This is a genomic window from Streptomyces sp. LHD-70, from assembly GCF_031157275.1.
Classification (GTDB): domain Bacteria; phylum Actinomycetota; class Actinomycetes; order Streptomycetales; family Streptomycetaceae; genus Streptomyces.
The window spans coordinates 46,689-62,087 of the sequence record NZ_JAVIFW010000008.1; the positions used below are offsets into that span (position 1 = coordinate 46,689).

At 70.1% G+C, this 15,399-nt stretch carries 14 protein-coding genes; 3 read left to right on the top strand and 11 right to left on the bottom strand.

All coding sequences use genetic code 11. The features are described 5' to 3' along the window. Positions 1–25: 25 nt before the first annotated feature. Together RCO28_RS17015 and RCO28_RS17020 are read left to right on the top strand one after the other, a co-directional pair. On the top strand, positions 26–1,339 hold the full coding sequence (locus tag RCO28_RS17015) for an MFS transporter (RefSeq protein WP_308941987.1): 1,314 nt from the start codon (positions 26–28) through the stop codon (positions 1,337–1,339). Positions 1,340–1,483: 144 nt separating this feature from the next. After that, complete coding sequence (locus RCO28_RS17020; protein WP_308941988.1) at positions 1,484–2,485, top strand: sigma-70 family RNA polymerase sigma factor; 1,002 nt, start codon at positions 1,484–1,486, stop codon at positions 2,483–2,485. On the opposite strand, the gene RCO28_RS17025 is transcribed toward RCO28_RS17020, so the two are convergent. The 11 genes from RCO28_RS17025 to RCO28_RS17075 all read right to left on the bottom strand — a co-directional run bounded on the left by RCO28_RS17025 (position 2,381) and on the right by RCO28_RS17075 (position 13,660). Next, positions 2,381–2,764, bottom strand: a complete 384-nt coding sequence (locus RCO28_RS17025) for an STAS domain-containing protein (RefSeq protein ID WP_308941989.1) — start codon at positions 2,762–2,764, stop codon at positions 2,381–2,383. The two genes, RCO28_RS17020 and RCO28_RS17025, sit on opposite strands and share 105 nt — an antisense overlap. A 102-nt stretch (positions 2,765–2,866) precedes the next feature. Further along, a complete protein-coding gene (locus tag RCO28_RS17030) occupies positions 2,867–4,144 on the bottom strand; it encodes a thymidine phosphorylase (RefSeq protein ID WP_308941990.1) in 1,278 nt (425 codons plus the stop codon). A gap of 265 nt (positions 4,145–4,409) precedes the next feature. Beyond that, positions 4,410–4,811: a cytidine deaminase gene (locus RCO28_RS17035; protein WP_308941991.1), complete on the bottom strand. Its 402-nt coding sequence runs from the start codon at positions 4,809–4,811 to the stop codon at positions 4,410–4,412. After that, positions 4,808–6,073: an ABC transporter permease gene (locus RCO28_RS17040; RefSeq protein ID WP_308941992.1), complete on the bottom strand. Its 1,266-nt coding sequence runs from the start codon at positions 6,071–6,073 to the stop codon at positions 4,808–4,810. The genes RCO28_RS17035 and RCO28_RS17040 overlap by 4 nt, the downstream gene beginning before the upstream one ends. Further along, positions 6,070–7,233, bottom strand: a complete 1,164-nt coding sequence (locus RCO28_RS17045; RefSeq protein WP_308941993.1) for an ABC transporter permease — start codon at positions 7,231–7,233, stop codon at positions 6,070–6,072. The genes RCO28_RS17040 and RCO28_RS17045 overlap by 4 nt, the downstream gene beginning before the upstream one ends. Continuing rightward, positions 7,233–8,861 (bottom strand): ABC transporter ATP-binding protein, encoded by a 1,629-nt coding sequence (locus RCO28_RS17050; RefSeq protein WP_308942258.1) that lies wholly within the window; start codon positions 8,859–8,861, stop codon positions 7,233–7,235. The genes RCO28_RS17045 and RCO28_RS17050 overlap by 1 nt, the downstream gene beginning before the upstream one ends. A 123-nt stretch (positions 8,862–8,984) precedes the next feature. Further along, entirely contained in the window at positions 8,985–10,031 is a 1,047-nt protein-coding gene (locus tag RCO28_RS17055; protein ID WP_308941994.1) for a BMP family ABC transporter substrate-binding protein, read from the bottom strand. 222 nt (positions 10,032–10,253) lie between these two features. Next, on the bottom strand, positions 10,254–11,327 hold the full coding sequence (locus RCO28_RS17060) for a BMP family protein (protein WP_374991182.1): 1,074 nt from the start codon (positions 11,325–11,327) through the stop codon (positions 10,254–10,256). 153 nt (positions 11,328–11,480) lie between these two features. After that, positions 11,481–12,689, bottom strand: coding sequence for a M20 family metallopeptidase (locus RCO28_RS17065; protein WP_308942259.1), 1,209 nt, complete (start codon positions 12,687–12,689; stop codon positions 11,481–11,483). 498 nt (positions 12,690–13,187) lie between these two features. Further along, complete coding sequence (locus tag RCO28_RS17070; RefSeq protein WP_308941996.1) at positions 13,188–13,514, bottom strand: hypothetical protein; 327 nt, start codon at positions 13,512–13,514, stop codon at positions 13,188–13,190. Next, positions 13,511–13,660, bottom strand: a complete 150-nt coding sequence (locus RCO28_RS17075; protein ID WP_308941997.1) for a hypothetical protein — start codon at positions 13,658–13,660, stop codon at positions 13,511–13,513. Before RCO28_RS17075 ends, RCO28_RS17070 begins: the two co-directional genes overlap by 4 nt. 374 nt (positions 13,661–14,034) lie before the next feature. Here RCO28_RS17075 and RCO28_RS17080 point away from each other — a divergent pair, with 374 nt between their 5' ends. Beyond that, entirely contained in the window at positions 14,035–15,387 is a 1,353-nt protein-coding gene (locus RCO28_RS17080) for a hypothetical protein (protein WP_308941998.1), read from the top strand. The last annotated feature ends 12 nt before the right edge of the window (positions 15,388–15,399 follow it).

Here is a 15,399-nt window from a genome sequence, read left to right on the forward strand (position 1 = left end):
AGGCGCGCGTGTCTACGTTCGACGTATGCCACCTGCCAGTAGCAAGGCGTCCGCACAACCCGCGGGCGCCCTCACTTCCGCATCCCCTTCTGACTCCGCTCCCGCCCCGGCCGAGACCGACACACGTCTCACGCCCGGCGGCCCCGGCTACCGCCGGATGAGCTTCGCCCTGTTCGCCGCGGGGCTCGCCACCTTCGCCCTGCTGTACTCCACGCAGGCCCTGCTCCCCGCGATCTCCGCGGACTTCGCCGTCACCGCCGACACGGCGAGCTGGACCGTCTCCGCCGCGACCGGCGCCCTCGCCCTGTTCGTCCTGCCGCTCAGCGCGCTCTCCGAGCGGTTCGGGCGGCGCACGCTGATGACGGTGTCCCTGACGGTCGCCGTGCTCGTCGGCCTGCTCGTGCCATTCGCGCCCGACCTCGGCTGGCTGATCGCGCTGCGCGCCGTGCAGGGCGCCGCGCTCGCCGGTCTGCCCGCCTCCGCGATGGCGTACCTGGCGGAGGAGGTACGCCCCAAGGCGCTGGTCGCCGCGATCGGCCTGTTCGTCGCGGGCAACTCCATCGGTGGCATGAGCGGCCGCGTCCTGACCGGCTGGGTCGCGCAGGCCTGGGACTGGCGCGCGGCGCTCGCCGCGGTGGGCCTGATGGCCCTGGTGTGCGCCCTCGTCTTCCGGCTGCTTCTGCCCGCTCCCCGGCACTTCCGGTCCGGTTCGCTGCGCCCCCGGGTGCTCGCCCGGACCGTGCGCGGCCACCTCGCCAACCCGCTGCTCTGCCGCCTGTACGTGATCGGCGCCCTCTTCATGACGGTCTTCGGCGCCGTCTACACGGTGATCGGCTACCGGCTCGTCGACGCCCCGTTCTCGCTCCCCCAGGGCGTGGTCGGCTCGATCTTCCTGGTCTACCTGGTCGGCACGGCCTCCTCGGCCGCCGCCGGCAAGCTCGTCGGGCGGCTCGGGCGGCGCGGCGCGCTGTACCTGGCCGTCGGCACGACCGCGTCCGGCCTGCTCCTGTCCCTGTCCGACGGGCTCGCCGCCGTCCTGCTCGGCCTGGTCCTGATCACGGCGGGCTTCTTCGCGGGGCACGCGGTGGCGTCCTCTTCGGTGAGCCGTACGGCGACTCAGGGGCGCGCGCAGGCCTCCGCCCTGTACCAGTCCGCGTACTACCTGGGGTCCAGCGTGGGCGGCACGCTCGGCGCGTTCGCGTTCCACGCCGGGGGCTGGGCCGGCACCGTCCTGCTCGGCCTGCTCGCGGTGCTCGGCGTCGTCTCGGTGACGCTGTACGGCTCGCACGCGGCCCGCGCGGAACGCCGCGTCCTGGTCGCCGCGGCGGCGCACCGCTGAGCGGGCCCGACCGCTTCACCGTCAACCTCAACTGCCGCTTCGTACTTGGTTTTCCCAGCTCCCGCGCGATTGTCAGTGGGGTCCTGTAACTTCCAAAGTGACGGTCGACACAGGCCGTACGAAGCGGTGGTTGAGGTGGACTCCATGAGTGATCTGGCAACGACGCAGAGCGAGCTCGACGCCGGCATGCAGAAGTACCGGACGGAGCTGACGGGGTACTGCTACCGCATGCTCGGATCCAGCTTCGAGGCCGAGGACGCGGTGCAGGACGCCTTCGTCCGCGCCTGGAGGGCGTACGACAAGTTCGAGGGCCGCTCCTCGCTGCGCTCCTGGCTCTACCGCATCGCGACGAACGTCTGCCTGGACATGCTGAACGCCGGGAACAAGCGCGCTCTGCCCATGGACTTCACCGAGCGCGGCCGCCAGGCCACGGCACAGCTCAACCCGCATCCGGAGGCCGTCTGGCTGGAGCCGATCCCGGACAGCCGCATCCTGCCGTCCACCGCGGACCCGGCGGACACGGCCGTGGTCCGGGAGTCCGTGCGGCTCGCCTTCATCGCCGCGCTCCAGCATCTGCCGCCCAAGCAGCGCGCGGTGCTGATCCTGCGCGAGGTGCTCGCCTGGCGGGCGAACGAGGTCGCGGAGCTCCTCGACACCTCGGTCGCCTCGGTGAACAGCGCGCTGCAGCGCGCCCGCGCGACCCTCAACGAGTCCCCGGTCAAGGACTCCGACCCGGCGGACCCGCTCGACGAGGAGCAGCAGGACCTGCTGAAGCGCTACATGGAAGCGTTCCAGGGGTACGACATGAAGGCCCTGGCCGCCGTGCTGCACGACGACGCGATCATGACGATGCCCCCGTTCGACCTGTGGCTCAAGGGGCACGACGACATCCTGGCGTTCCTGGTCAACCAGGGTGCGGGCTGCGAAGGCTCCAAGCTGCTGCCGACCTTCGCCAACGGCACCCCGGCCTTCGCGCACTACAAGCCGGACCCGGAGGGCTCGGACGCGATGGTGCCCTGGGCGCTGCAGATCATCGAGACGTCAAACGGCCGGATCAGTGGGTTCCACTGCTTCCTCGACACCAAGCGGTGGTTCCCGCTCTTCGACTTCCCCGAACAGCTCAGCAAGGCCGACCAGGGCGAGTAGCCCGGCAAGGCGGGGGTCGGGGTCCCGGATGCGCATCCCGGCTCCCGCTCTTCGTGCGGTGAGGCGCATCCGGGCCAGGGCCTCGACGGCGGCCATATCGGGCACGGCGAGCGCACCGGCGTCGCAGACCACCTCGGTGGCTCCGGTGGCCTGCAACCCCGCGATCATCTGCTCGCACAGCTGCGGGACCTCGTCCCGGGCGACCCGGGCGCCGAGACCGACGACGAGCGGTTCTGATGCCTTCACACAGAGGAGACCGGCGGACCGCCCGGAACTCATCGCAGGGTGCGGAGCCTTCACCGTACGTGCACGAGGCCGCCGCGCCCCGGGGCTCCCCGCCCCGGGTGCGGCCGTCGGTGCGTTCCTCAGGCGGTGCGTTCCTCAGGCGATGCGGTCGATGACGATCGGCTGCGCGGTGAAGTCGGTGCCGGCGGGGGCGATGTCGTACGCGGAGTCCAGCGCTTCCAGGGCGTAGTCGAAGCGGTCCGGGGTGTCGGTGTGCAGGGTGAGCAGCGGCTGCCCCTTGGTCACCGTGTCGCCCGGCTTGGCGTGCAGTTCGACGCCCGCGCCGGCCTGCACCGGGTCCTCCTTGCGGGCCCTTCCGGCGCCCAGACGCCAGGCGGCGACCCCCACGTCGTACGCGTCGAGGCGGGTCAGGACGCCGTCCGAGGCCGCCTCGACGATCTGCTGTTCGCGGGCGATGGGCAGGTCCGCGTCCGGGTCGCCGCCCTGGGCCGCGATCATGCGGCGCCACACGTCCATCGCCGAGCCGTCCGCGAGGGCCTTGGCCGGGTCGGCGTCCTTCAGGCCCGCCGCGTCCAGCATCTCGCGGGCGAGGGCGAGGGTCAGCTCGACGACATCGGCGGGGCCGCCGCCCGCCAACACCTCGACGGATTCCCGTACTTCGAGGGCGTTCCCGGCGGTGCGGCCGAGCGGGGTCGCCATGTCGGTGAGCAGGGCGACGGTGCGGACGCCGTGGTCGGCGCCCAAGCCGACCATGGTTTCGGCGAGTTCACGCGCGTCCGCCTCGGTCTTCATAAACGCGCCGGAGCCGACCTTCACGTCGAGGACGAGCGAGCCCGTGCCCTCGGCGATCTTCTTGCTCATGATCGAGGAGGCGATCAGCGGAATGGCCTCGACGGTGCCGGTGACGTCGCGCAGCGCGTACAGCTTCTTGTCGGCCGGGGCGAGGCCGTCGCCCGCGGCGCAGATGACGGCGCCGGTGCTGTTCAGTACGTCGAGCATCTCGGCGTTGGAGAGCAGGGCGCGCCAGCCGGGGATGGCCTCCAGCTTGTCGAGGGTGCCGCCGGTGTGGCCGAGGCCGCGGCCGGACAGCTGCGGCACGGCGGCGCCGCAGGCCGCGACGAGCGGGGCGAGCGGGAGCGTGATCTTGTCGCCCACGCCGCCGGTGGAGTGCTTGTCCGCGGTGGGGCGGGTGAGGGTGGAAAAGTCCATCCGCTCACCGGAGTTGATCATTGCTGCGGTCCAGCGGGCGATCTCGGGTCGGGTCATGCCGTTGAGGAGGATCGCCATCGCGAGGGCGGACATCTGCTCGTCCGCGACGTCGCCTCGGGTGTAGGCGTCGATGACCCAGTCGATCTGGTCGGGGGTGAGTTCTTTGCGGTCGCGCTTGGCTCGGATGACGCTGATGACGTCCATGGGTTCACCTTCCAGGTGCGGGTTGGTTGGTGGTTGCGGCTTTTGGGTCCCCTCCCCGCCCCTTCCCGGCTGTGTCCGATATGCGGCTGGCGCCGCGTGGCTGCGGCGCTTCGGGGGCTCCGCCCCCGGACCCTCGCTCCTCAAACGCCGGAGGGGCTGGATTCACGTGCCCCTTCAGGGGCGCGGGGAACTGCGCGACCAGCCACGACGGCGCCGCAGCCGAAAGACAGCTGCTGCAAGCTTTCGGGAAGGGGCGGGGAGGGGATCAAGAAAGGTGCCCGGGGCCGAAGGGCTGGGGGAGCATATCGGCGAGGGGGAGGACCCCCTCGGGCGTCTCCAACAGCAGCTCGGCGCCGCCGAATTCGTACAGCAACTGCCGACACCGCCCGCACGGCACGAGCACCGCACCCGTGCCGTCCACGCACGTGAAGTGGGTCAGCCGCCCCCCGCCGGAGAGGCGAAGCGCCGACACCAGGCCGCACTCCGCGCAGAGTCCGAGGCCGTACGACGCGTTCTCCACGTTGCAGCCGCTGACGACCCGGCCGTCGTCGACCAGGGCCGCAGCGCCGACCGGGTAGCCCGAATACGGGGCGTACGCACGGGACATGGCGTCCCTGGCGGCGACGCGCAGGGCGTCCCAGTCGACGTCGACGGCGGCCGGTGTCACGTGCCTTGTCCCCTTCGGTACGGCTTGCCGTTCGCCCTCGGCATCCGCAGGCGCTGCGCGGACAGGGAGAGGACGAGGAGGGTCACCACGTACGGCGTGGCGGTGACGACCTGGGTCGGCACCTCCGTCGTGGTCGCGTACCAAGCAAACACCAGGGCCGAGACGGCGACCGAGATGGCCGCGCCGACGTACTTCTTGCGGACCGCGAGCCAGACCGCGCCGATCAGCACGAGGATCGCGATCAGGAGCAGCAGCGCGTGCACGTTCTCGGTGCCGCCGCGGAGCTTGAGGCTGTCGGTGTAGCCGAACAGGCCCGCGCCGAGGGCGAGTCCGCCGGGCATCCAGTTGCCGAAGATCATCGCGGCGAGGCCGATGTAGCCGCGGCCGCCGGTCTGGCCCTCCAGGTAGAACGGGTTGGCGACGATGGAGAGGAACGCGCCGCCGAGGCCCGCCAGGCCGCCGGAGATGATCACGGCCAGGTACTTGTACTTGTAGACGTTGACGCCGAGGGACTCGGCGGCGATCGGGTTCTCGCCGCAGGAACGCAGGCGCAGGCCGAACGAGGTGCGCCACAGGATCCACCAGCTGGCCGGGACCAGGGCGAGGGCGACCAGGGTCAGCGGCGACATGTTGGTGACGAGGCCGCCGAGCAGTCCGGCGAGGTCGGAGACCAGGAACAAGCCCTTGTCGTTCAGGGTTTCGAGGCCGTCGGAGAGCCCTGGGACCGAGAACTGGCCGAGGGATTCCACCGGCGGGGACTGCTTGGACGTGCCCTGCGGGACGCCCTCGAAGGCGAACGCGGAGACGTACCGGGTGACGCCCAGGGCGAGGATGTTGATGGCCACACCGGAGACGATGTGGTTGACGTTGAACGTGACCGTGACGATCGCGTGCAGCAGGCCGCCGAGGGCGCCGCCCGCGATGCCGGCGAGGACGCCGATCCACGGGCCCCACTGGTAGCCGGCCCAGGCGCCGAACCAGGTGCCGAGGATCAGCATGCCTTCGAGGCCGATGTTGATGACGCCCGCGCGCTCCGCCCACAGGCCGCCCAGTCCGGCCATGCCGATCGGCACGGCCAGCTTGAGGGCGGTGGACATCTGGCTGACGTTGGTGATGCCGTCGGCGCCCGTGACGATGCGGACGATCGAGGTGAGCGCCAGGACGCCCGCGATGATCAGCAGGAGGACGGGCAGCGTGACGCGGCGGCGGCCGGTCGCGGATGCGGCGGCGGGCCGCTTGTCCAGGGTGGGTGCCGTGCTCATCGGGCCGCCACCTCCTTGTCGGAGTCGTTGCCGTTGGAGCCGGAGGTGCCGGATGAGCCGGAGTTGCCGTCGGCGCCGATGACGTGGCCCGCGGCGATCTCCTCGCCGACGCGCTGCTGCTGGCGGCGCAGGCCCCAGCGGCGTACGGACTCGTAGCTGACGACGACCGCGATGACGATCAGGCCCTGCATGATGACGGCGATCTCGGTGTCGTAGCCGCGGTAGTCCAGCTCCGCGGAGGCCTTGTCGAGGAAGGCCCAGAGCAGCGAGGCGAAGGCGATGCCGGCGGGGCCGCCGCGGCCGAGGAGCGCGATGCCGATGGCGGTGAAGCCGAGCGAGGTCGGGAACGACAGGCTGTACGTGTGCGTGTCGTTGAGCAGCGTCGGCATGCCCGCGAGGCCCGCGACCGCGCCGGAGAGCAGCATCGCCGTGAGGACCATCCGCTTGGCGTTGACACCGCTGGCCGCGGCGGCGGACTCGGAGGCGCCGGTGGCCCGCAGGTCGAAGCCGAAGCGGGTGCGGTTCAGGACCACCCAGTACGCGACGCCGAGGGCAGCGGCGACGAAGACGAAGCCGTAGAGCTCGCCGGCCGGGCCGAGGTCCAGGTTCGGGAACCAGCCGGAGTCGTGCATCTCGCCGGTGGTCTTGTTGTTGCCCTGCTGGACGCCGAAGACCGAGGGCAGCGTGAAGTAGCCGATGACGGCGGTCGCGATGGAGTTCAGCATGATCGTCGAGACGACTTCGCTGACGCCGCGGGTGACCTTGAGGAGGCCCGCGATCCCGGCCCAGAACGCGCCGGTCAGCGCGGCGACCAGGATCAGCACCGGCAGTTGCAGCGCGGCCGGGAGCGCGACCTTGGCGCCGACGACGGCGGTCACCATGGCCGCGAGCCGGTACTGGCCCTCGACGCCGATGTTGAATAGGTTCATGCGGAAGCCGATGGCGACCGCGAGCGCCGCGATGTAGTACCCGGAGGCGGCGTTGACGATCAGTACCTGGATGTCGGCGAAACCGGCCTGCTCCAGCATGATCGCGTACGGCTCGAACGGGCTCTTGCCCGAGGCGAGCAGCACGACCGAGGTGAGCAGCACGGCGACCACCAGGGCGATCACCGGTCCCGCCAGGCCGAGGAGCAGCCGCTCCCTGTCGAACTTCTTCATCAGGCCTCGTCCTCCGGGGCGGCGGCTTCGGTGGGGGACTGCTCGGCGTCGCCGGCGTGTTCCAGGTGGCCGGAGGCGGCACCCGTCATCGCCGAGCCCAGCTCCTCCGGGGTGATGGTGGCCGGGTCGGCGTCGGCGACGAGCCTGCCGCGGTAGATCACCCGCAGCGTGTCGGAGAGGCCGATCAGCTCGTCCAGGTCGGCGGAGATCAGGAGGACGGCGAGGCCCTCGCGGCGGGCCTCGCGGATCTGGTCCCAGATCTGCGCCTGCGCGCCGACGTCCACGCCGCGGGTCGGGTGGGCGGCGATCAGGAAGCGCGGCTTGTGGCTCATCTCGCGGCCGACGATCAGCTTCTGCTGGTTGCCACCGGACAGCGAGGCCGCGGTGACGTCGATGCCGGGCGTGCGTACGTCGTACTCCTCGACGATGCGCCGGGTGTCCGACTGGGCCGACTTGAGGTCGAGCCAGACGCCGTTGCTGTTGGGCTTCTCGGTGACGTGGCCGAGGATGCGGTTCTCCCAGAGCGGGGACTCCAGGAGCAGGCCGTGGCGGTGCCGGTCCTCGGGGATGTAGCCGACGCCCTGCTCGCGGCGCCTGCGGGTGGACCAGGAGGTGATCTCCTCGGTCCCGCCGCCGGGCTCCACCTCGACCGCGGCCATGCGGAGCGTGCCGGAGTCGGCGTGCTTGAGTCCGATGAGTGCGTCGACGAGTTCGGTCTGGCCGTTGCCCTCGACGCCCGCGAGGCCGAGGACCTCGCCCTCGTGGATGGTGAACGAGATGTCGTCGAGGAGCGGGCGGCCGCCCTCGCCGAGCAGCTTGAGGTGGTGCACCTCGATGACCGGGCGCTCGGTGACGGTGGACTCGGCGGTCTCGGGCGTGGGTAGTTCGCTGCCGACCATCAGCTCGGCGAGCTGCTTGGTGGTGGTCTCGGACGGTACGACGGTGCCGACGGTGGTGCCGCGCCGGATCACGGTGATCTCGTCGGCCACGGAGAGGACCTCGCCGAGCTTGTGCGAGATGAAGATGACGCTGAGGCCTTCGGACTTGAGCTCGCGCAGGTTGTCGAAGAGCGCGTCGACCTCTTGCGGGACGAGCACCGCGGTGGGCTCGTCGAGGATCAGGGTGGTGGCGCCGCGGTAGAGGACCTTGAGGATCTCCACGCGCTGCCGGTCGGCGACGCCGAGGCTCTCCACGAGGGCGTCGGGGCGGGCCCCTAGGCCGTACCGCTCGGAGAGTTCGACGATCTTGGCGCGGGCCTTGGAGCCGATGCCGTGCAGCTTCTCGCTGCCGAGGACGACGTTCTCCAGGACGGTGAGGTTGTCGGCGAGCATGAAGTGCTGGTGCACCATGCCGATGCCGCGCTCGATGGCGTCGCCGGGCGAGGCGAAGGTGACCTGCCGCCCGTCGACGGCGATGGTGCCCTCGTCCGGCTTCTGCATGCCGTAGAGGATCTTCATCAGGGTGGACTTGCCGGCGCCGTTCTCCCCGCAGAGGGCGTGCACGGTGCCCTTGCGGACGGCGAGGTCGATGTCGTGGTTGGCGACGACACCGGGGAACCGCTTGGTGATTCCGGTGAGTTCGACGGCGGTGGCCGTTCCCGCCTCCGGCGGGCTGCTGGACGTGGCGATGGCGCACTCTCCTGGGAAAGGGGGGCCATCTACACGCGTAGCGCCCCTACTTGATGTCAGAGGGTCGGCCGACGGGGCGCCAGGAAACTCCCCGCGCCCCGTTCCGAACCCGTGTCCCTGTGGTTACGGCTTGTCCTTGACCTTGATGTCGCCGTTGACGATGCCCTCCTCGGCCTTCTTCACGGCCTCCTGGATCGCGGTGTCCTTCGCGAACTTCGGGTTGGAGTCGGACAGTGCCACCTCACCCGACTTCAGGTCACCGCGCACGACGCCGGTGGTCGGCTTGCCATCCTGCACCGACTTGGCCAGGTTGAACACGGCCTTCGCGACGTCCTTCGTGGCGGACGTCAGGATGTACTCCTTGTACGCGGCCAGGGGCTTCTGCTCGTACTGGTCCGAGTCCACTCCGATGGCCCAGTTCTTGGACTTCGCGGCGGCCTCGATCACGCCCTGCCCGGAGAGGCCCGCGGCGTGGTACACCACGTCGGCGCCCTTCTCGATCTGCGCCTCGGCGGCGGCCTTGCCCTTGTCCGGGCTGGTGAAGCCGCCCTCGGCGGCGGTCTCCGTGAGGTACTGCCGCTGGACCTTGATCTTCGGGTCGGTGTCCTTGACGCCCTGCGCGAAGCCCGCCTCGAACTTGTGGATCAGCGGGACGTCCACGCCGCCCACGAAGCCGACGTTCTTGGACTTGGTGGCCTTGGCGGCGGCGACTCCGGCGAGGTACGAGGCCTCCTGCTCGCTGAAGACCAGGGACGCGACGTTCTTCGCCTTGATGGTGGCGTCGTCGACGATGCCGAAGGTGACCTTCGGGAACTTCTCCGAGGCCTCCTTGACCGCCGGGGCGTAGGCGTAGCCCACGCCGATCACCGGGTTGTAGCCCTGCTTGGCCAGGGAGATCAGGCGCTGCGTCTTGTCCGCGTCGGACTCGCCGTCCTTGGGCTCGACGGCCGTGCCCTTGTACTTGAACTCCTTCTTCGCCCGCTCCATGCCGGCGGTCGCGGCGTCGTTGAAGGACTGGTCGCCCCTGCCGCCGACGTCGTACGCGATGCCGATGCCCTTGGACTTGCCGCTGCCGGACGCGTCGGCTGACGTGCCGCCGCAGGCGGAGACGGAGAGGGCGAGAGCGGCGGACGCCACGCCCGCGACCGCTATTCGGGAAACCCGGCGCATGTGAAGTGCTCCTTCGTACAAGCGCCGACACGGATCGGAGGGGTTCGACGCTGACTCCGCCGCAGATTAACGCGCGTAGACCGACGGGAGAAGACCTTCCGGCAAACCCGTTATCGGGCTGTGTCGAAGGGGCCTTCCGGCCCGGTCCGGGCTCGCTGTACGCGAACGGGCGGGCACCCGGAGTCCTCCCGGATGCCCGCCCGCCGACGGTCGGTGTCCGCGCTACGGCGTGGTCGCGACCTTGATCTTCCCGGCGACGATGTCCTTCTTGGCCTGGTCGACCGCCGCCTTGAGCCCCGGGATCTCCCCGAACTTCGGGTTGGACTCGGTGACTCCGACGCCGCCCTCCTCCAGCGAGAACCGCTGCTCACCGCTGAGCGGCTTGCCGTCCTCGACCGACTTGGCCAGGGCGAACACGGCACCGCCGACGTCCTTCGTGGCGGACGTCAGGATGTACTCCTTGTACGCGCCCAGGGCCTTCTGCTTGTACTGGTCGGAGTCGACGCCGATCGCCCACTTCTTCTCCTTGGCGGCGGCCTCGACGACACCCTGGCCGGAGAGCCCGGCGGCCTGGTAGATGACGTCGGCGCCCTTCTCGATCTGCGCCTCGGCGGCGGCCTTGCCCTTGTCCGGGCTGGAGAAGCCGCCCTCCTCCGCGGTCTCGGTCAGGTACTGCGTGATGACCTTGACCTTCGGGTCGGTGTCCTTGACGCCCTGCGCGAAGCCCGCCTCGAACTTGTGGATCAGCGGTACGTCCACGCCGCCCACGAAGCCCACGCTCTTCGACTTGCTCGCCTTGGCGGCGGCGACACCGGCGAGGTACGAGCCCTGCTCCTCGTTGAAGACCAGCGAGGCGACGTTCTTCGCCTTGACCGTCGAGTCGTCGACGATGCCGAACGTGGTGTCCGGGTAGGCCTCCGCGGCCTCCTTGGTGGCGTTGGCGTAGATGAACCCGATGCCGACGACCGGGTCGTACCCCTGCCTGGCCAGCTGCTTGAGGCGCTGCACCTTGTCGGCGTCGGACTCGCCGTCCTTGGGCTCGACGGCCTCGCCCTTGTAGCCGAACTCGGCGCGCGCCTTCTCCAGGCCCGCGTAGGCGGCGTCGTTGAAGGACTGGTCGCCCTGGCCGCCGATGTCGAAGGCGATGGCCATGCCCTTGTCGCCCTGCTCCCCCGCCCCTTCTCCCGAGGTGCCGCCACAGCCGGTGGCGAGGAGAGCGAGCGCGGCGACGGCCACGGCGGTACGGCTACATCTGCGGGTGACACGAGACTGAGTGATACGAGGCATTCGACGCATTGGAAGCACCCCTTCATCCCCGACGCGCCGCTGCGGGCGCCGATTTTGGGCGCACCGTAACGCGCGTAGAAGCAACGGTCAGTCCTATTGTCCGCGCCGTTATCGAAACGTGCCGCCGCGAGGACGCGACGGCACGTTTCGGAGCCGGGGGGATCACGGACGGGCGTCGAGCAGCGCCGCCGCCGTGAAGAGTTCGACGCCCACGGTGATCGCGGTCTCGTCGGCGTCGAAGTCGCCCTGGTGGAGATCGCGTACGGTGCGCTCGCCCGGGGCGCGGACGCCGAGGCGGGCCATGGCGCCGGGCACGTGCTCCAGGTACCAGGAGAAGTCCTCGCCGCCGAGGCTCTGTTCGGTGTCCTCGACGCTCTTCGCGCCGCGCCGCGCGGTCATCGCGTCGTACAGCAGATCGGTGACCGCCGGGTCGTTGACGACGGGCGGGACGCCGCGGATGTAGTTGATCTCGGACTTGGCGCGGTGCAGGTCGGCGATCTCCTGGATCGCGCCGTGCACCAGGTCCGGCGCCGCCCGCCACGCCTTGAGGTCCAGGCAGCGCACGGTGCCGGAGAGTTCGGCGTGCTGCGGGACGACATTGCAGGCGTGCCCGGACTCGATCCGCCCCCAGGTCACGGCGAGCCCCGAGCGGGCGTCGACCCGGCGGGCCACGAGCGCGGGCACGTCGGTCGCGACCTTGGCGGCGGCGGTCACGAGGTCGGTGGTGAGGTGCGGTCGGGCGGTGTGCCCGCCCGGGCCGTCCAACGACACCTCCAGGCGGTCGCAGGCCGAGGTGATGGGCCCGTGCCGAAGGCCGATCCGCCCGGCGTCGACCCGCGGGTCGCAGTGCACGCCGATGATCCGGCCGACACCTTCGAGCACCCCGGACTCGATGGCGTCCGGCGCCCCACCCGGCAGCACTTCCTCGGCGGGCTGGAAGATCAGCCGTACGGGAGCGGGGAGCCGGCCCTGCCGCTCCAGCTCGGCGAGGACGAGTCCCGCCCCGAGCACCACCGTCGTATGCACGTCGTGCCCACAGGCGTGCGCCCGGCCGGGCACCGTCGAGCGGTACGGCACGCTCGCCTTGGTGTCCGGAATGGGCAGGGCATCGATATCGGCCCGCAGCGCGAGCACGGGGCGCAGTGGATCCGGTACGCCGATGTCACACACGAGCCCGGTCCCGGTGTCGAGCACACGCGGCGCGAGCCCGGCCTGTTCGAGCCGCGCCTTGAGGGCCGCGGTCGTACGGAACTCCTGGTTCCCCAGCTCGGGGTGCATGTGCAAGTCACGCCGGAACGCGATGAGTTCGGCACGCAGCGCGTCGGGGAGGGTGCCGGGCAGGAACTCAGCGACTTCGGACTCGGGGGACATCAGTTGGTTCACCCTGCGAAGGGTAGGGCGGTTTCGGGGTCAACCAACCCGCGATCAACAAAACTTCAGCCAGATTGACGCAAGAAAGTCAGGTCGGGGGTGTATGGGTGGGGGGTGTGGGGGGTATGACTTCTGGTTCGGTCGGGCCGGGGCTGCGTATCGGGCCCGGTGCTCACACCACCCGTACCGAATCCACCTTCCGCACCCCCCGGGCCGAGCCCGTAACCCCCGAAAGGAACCCCTCCGCCCGCGGCGACGCGTTGATCCGTAGAGCCCTGCCGTGAACTGGCGCGTGTACGACACGGCGGACCCTGCTACGCGTCGGGATGTGACGGCTGACGCGCTTGCGGCCGTGGCCGCCCGGTTCCCCGACGGGATCTCAGGGGTCGGGGCCGACGGGAGGGTTCATCATTCCGCCGAAGGACGGCTGATCGCCTGCCCTCGCGTCCCGGTCGCAGCCGGGACGCGAGGGCGGCGGCTCAGATTCCGCACTTCGGGTCAGCCCTGCGGATCGCGCATCGAAGCGTCGCCGTCGCACGCGACGGCCCACAGGCGGGCGCCCCTGCTGACGGCGATACGGCACACATCGCGCAGGGATTCCGTCATGCGGTCCACCAGGAAGCGCAGTTGGGCATCGGTCACCTGCTCGTCCGCCTTCATGTCGGCGGCGTGATCGAGTAGCTCATCGGCCATGTCGAGCTGCACGGATTCGATGTTGTCGGCGACGCGGGAGACGTGGCTGGAGCCGGTGCCGTCGCCGATCAGGTAGCAGGGCTTGCCCTCCGGGCTGGACCAGGGGAGCAGCCGAACGGTGTGGCGGGTCACGGCGTCACCTCCACCCCGTGGATCCGGCTCGGCCCGACATCGATGCCGTACGAGGAGAGCAGGAGGGCCCGGCGGCGGGCACGCTGGAGGCGGGCTTCCTGGCGTTCGTGTGCCGCCAGGAACTGGCGGCCGAGTGGAGCGCTCATGCCGCAGAGCGGGGACCCGTGAGGGACGTGGAGCCCATACGAGACAGGTGGGACCGGAGGCGAAACGGCGGCGGCCCTCGGCTCAGCGTCGGGTAGGCGGTGACGTCCTGAGGCCGGCCAGATCAGGCACAACAGCGGCGCCACGAAACGGGCGATAGAGTGCAACACGTCGTCAACTCCCAGTAGTTGGGGACCATGCCCCCGGGCCGTCACCAGCGGTCGCGGGGGTCCTCGCTGCGAGGCCGAGTTCTTTCGACCCCTGTGCAAGAGGTAACCGCACGGACACTCTGCGCAGGTACCGTTGGAAGACGGTCAGACCGTGAACACCGTGAACGCGACCGTGAAGACCCATGGAAATATGGGGAGTTGAGGACATGTCAGCACGGAAACGCACCCCCAACCCGGCGTTGGGCGACCTGCTCGACCAGGCGCGATGGACCCGGACCCAGCTCGCCCAGCACGTCAACCGCCTCGGCCCGCAAGCCGGACTCGACCTGACGTACGACCGCACGGCAGTTACCCACTGGATCGCAGGCGTTCAACCCAAACCCCAGGTCAGAGCGCTGATCATCGAAGTTCTCTCGGTTCGGCTCGGACGCCCCGTCACGCACGCGGAAGCCGGTCTGGAGCCCGCCCCTCACCTCCTCGCAGCGGAAGGGGGCGACACTGTCGAGGAGTTGATCGATCTGGGGAGGGCAACCATGGATCCGTCCCGCCGCACTCTGCTGGCAGCCTCCTTGTTCTCCGCCGCGTTGTCCGTGCCCGCCTTCGCCTCGCCGGCGCAGGCCGCCTCGGGGAATGTCGTCCAGGGCAAGAGGACCGTCCGCATCGGCAGCTCACAGGTGCAGTCGATTCGCACCATGACCGATCGGATCGCGGACATCCTCGACGAGCTCGGTGCGGGCCACGCCATGCCCATGGCGTCCGCGTTCCTCGTGAACACCGTCGGCCCCTGGCTCCGAGCCCAGTCCACTGAGTCCGTCCGCAAGGAGATGCTCGCCGCCGCCTCCGACCTCACGTACTTGACGGGCTGGATGGCCATGTACGAGAAGGCCCACGGGCTCGGACAGCGCTACTACGTCCAGGCGCTCGGCCTCGCTCGCGAAGCGGCGGATCAGGCCACGTACTGCAGGACGCTGCGCGGCATGTCCCTCCAAGCCTCGAATCTGGGACACGGACGGAAGGCCCTGGAACTCGCAGACGCCGCAGCCGAGGCGGCCCCCGCCGCGGGGCCACGGCTCGTGGCGTTCCTACGCGGTCAGCAGGCTCATTCGGCGGCCATGGTCGGGCTCAGGCATCAGGCGTACTCCCGCCTCAGGGAGGCAGAGGACGCCCTCTCGAAAGCGGACAACCACAGGGACGCCATCGGCGGTTACGACAAAGCGGCCTACCTCTTTCACGTCTCCCATGTCCTTTACGAGGAGCAGGACTTCGAAGGCTCGGTCGAGGCGCTCAAGCAGTCCATCCGCTTCCAGCCCGAACAGGAACGACAAGGGCGCGCGCACTTCTACGCGGTCCTCGCGCAAAGACAATTGCGCCTGGGGCACCTGGACGCGGCGTGCGAAAGCTGGTCACGTTTCCTCGACGCGTACGAACACGTCTCGTCCAAGCGAGGGGACGACCACTTCCGCACCCTGCGGACCGTACTGCGCAGGCACCCGAGCGCCCGTTCCGTACGTGAGATCGCCGACCGCACACGCGCAGTCGCCGAATCCAAGGCCGCCTGAGCCAGGACGAAG

Coding starts and splice junctions, on each gene's coding strand:
- RCO28_RS17015 (WP_308941987.1), top strand. CDS start 26: ATGCCACCTGCCAGTAGCAAGGCGTCCGCACAACCCGCGGGCGCCCTC.
- RCO28_RS17020 (WP_308941988.1), top strand. CDS start 1,484: ATGAGTGATCTGGCAACGACGCAGAGCGAGCTCGACGCCGGCATGCAG.
- RCO28_RS17025 (WP_308941989.1), bottom strand. CDS start 2,764: ATGAGTTCCGGGCGGTCCGCCGGTCTCCTCTGTGTGAAGGCATCAGAA.
- RCO28_RS17030 (WP_308941990.1), bottom strand. CDS start 4,144: ATGGACGTCATCAGCGTCATCCGAGCCAAGCGCGACCGCAAAGAACTC.
- RCO28_RS17040 (WP_308941992.1), bottom strand. CDS start 6,073: ATGAGCACGGCACCCACCCTGGACAAGCGGCCCGCCGCCGCATCCGCG.
- RCO28_RS17045 (WP_308941993.1), bottom strand. CDS start 7,233: ATGAAGAAGTTCGACAGGGAGCGGCTGCTCCTCGGCCTGGCGGGACCG.
- RCO28_RS17055 (WP_308941994.1), bottom strand. CDS start 10,031: ATGCGCCGGGTTTCCCGAATAGCGGTCGCGGGCGTGGCGTCCGCCGCT.
- RCO28_RS17060 (WP_374991182.1), bottom strand. CDS start 11,327: ATGCGTCGAATGCCTCGTATCACTCAGTCTCGTGTCACCCGCAGATGT.
- RCO28_RS17065 (WP_308942259.1), bottom strand. CDS start 12,689: ATGTCCCCCGAGTCCGAAGTCGCTGAGTTCCTGCCCGGCACCCTCCCC.
- RCO28_RS17075 (WP_308941997.1), bottom strand. CDS start 13,660: ATGAGCGCTCCACTCGGCCGCCAGTTCCTGGCGGCACACGAACGCCAG.
- RCO28_RS17080 (WP_308941998.1), top strand. CDS start 14,035: ATGTCAGCACGGAAACGCACCCCCAACCCGGCGTTGGGCGACCTGCTC.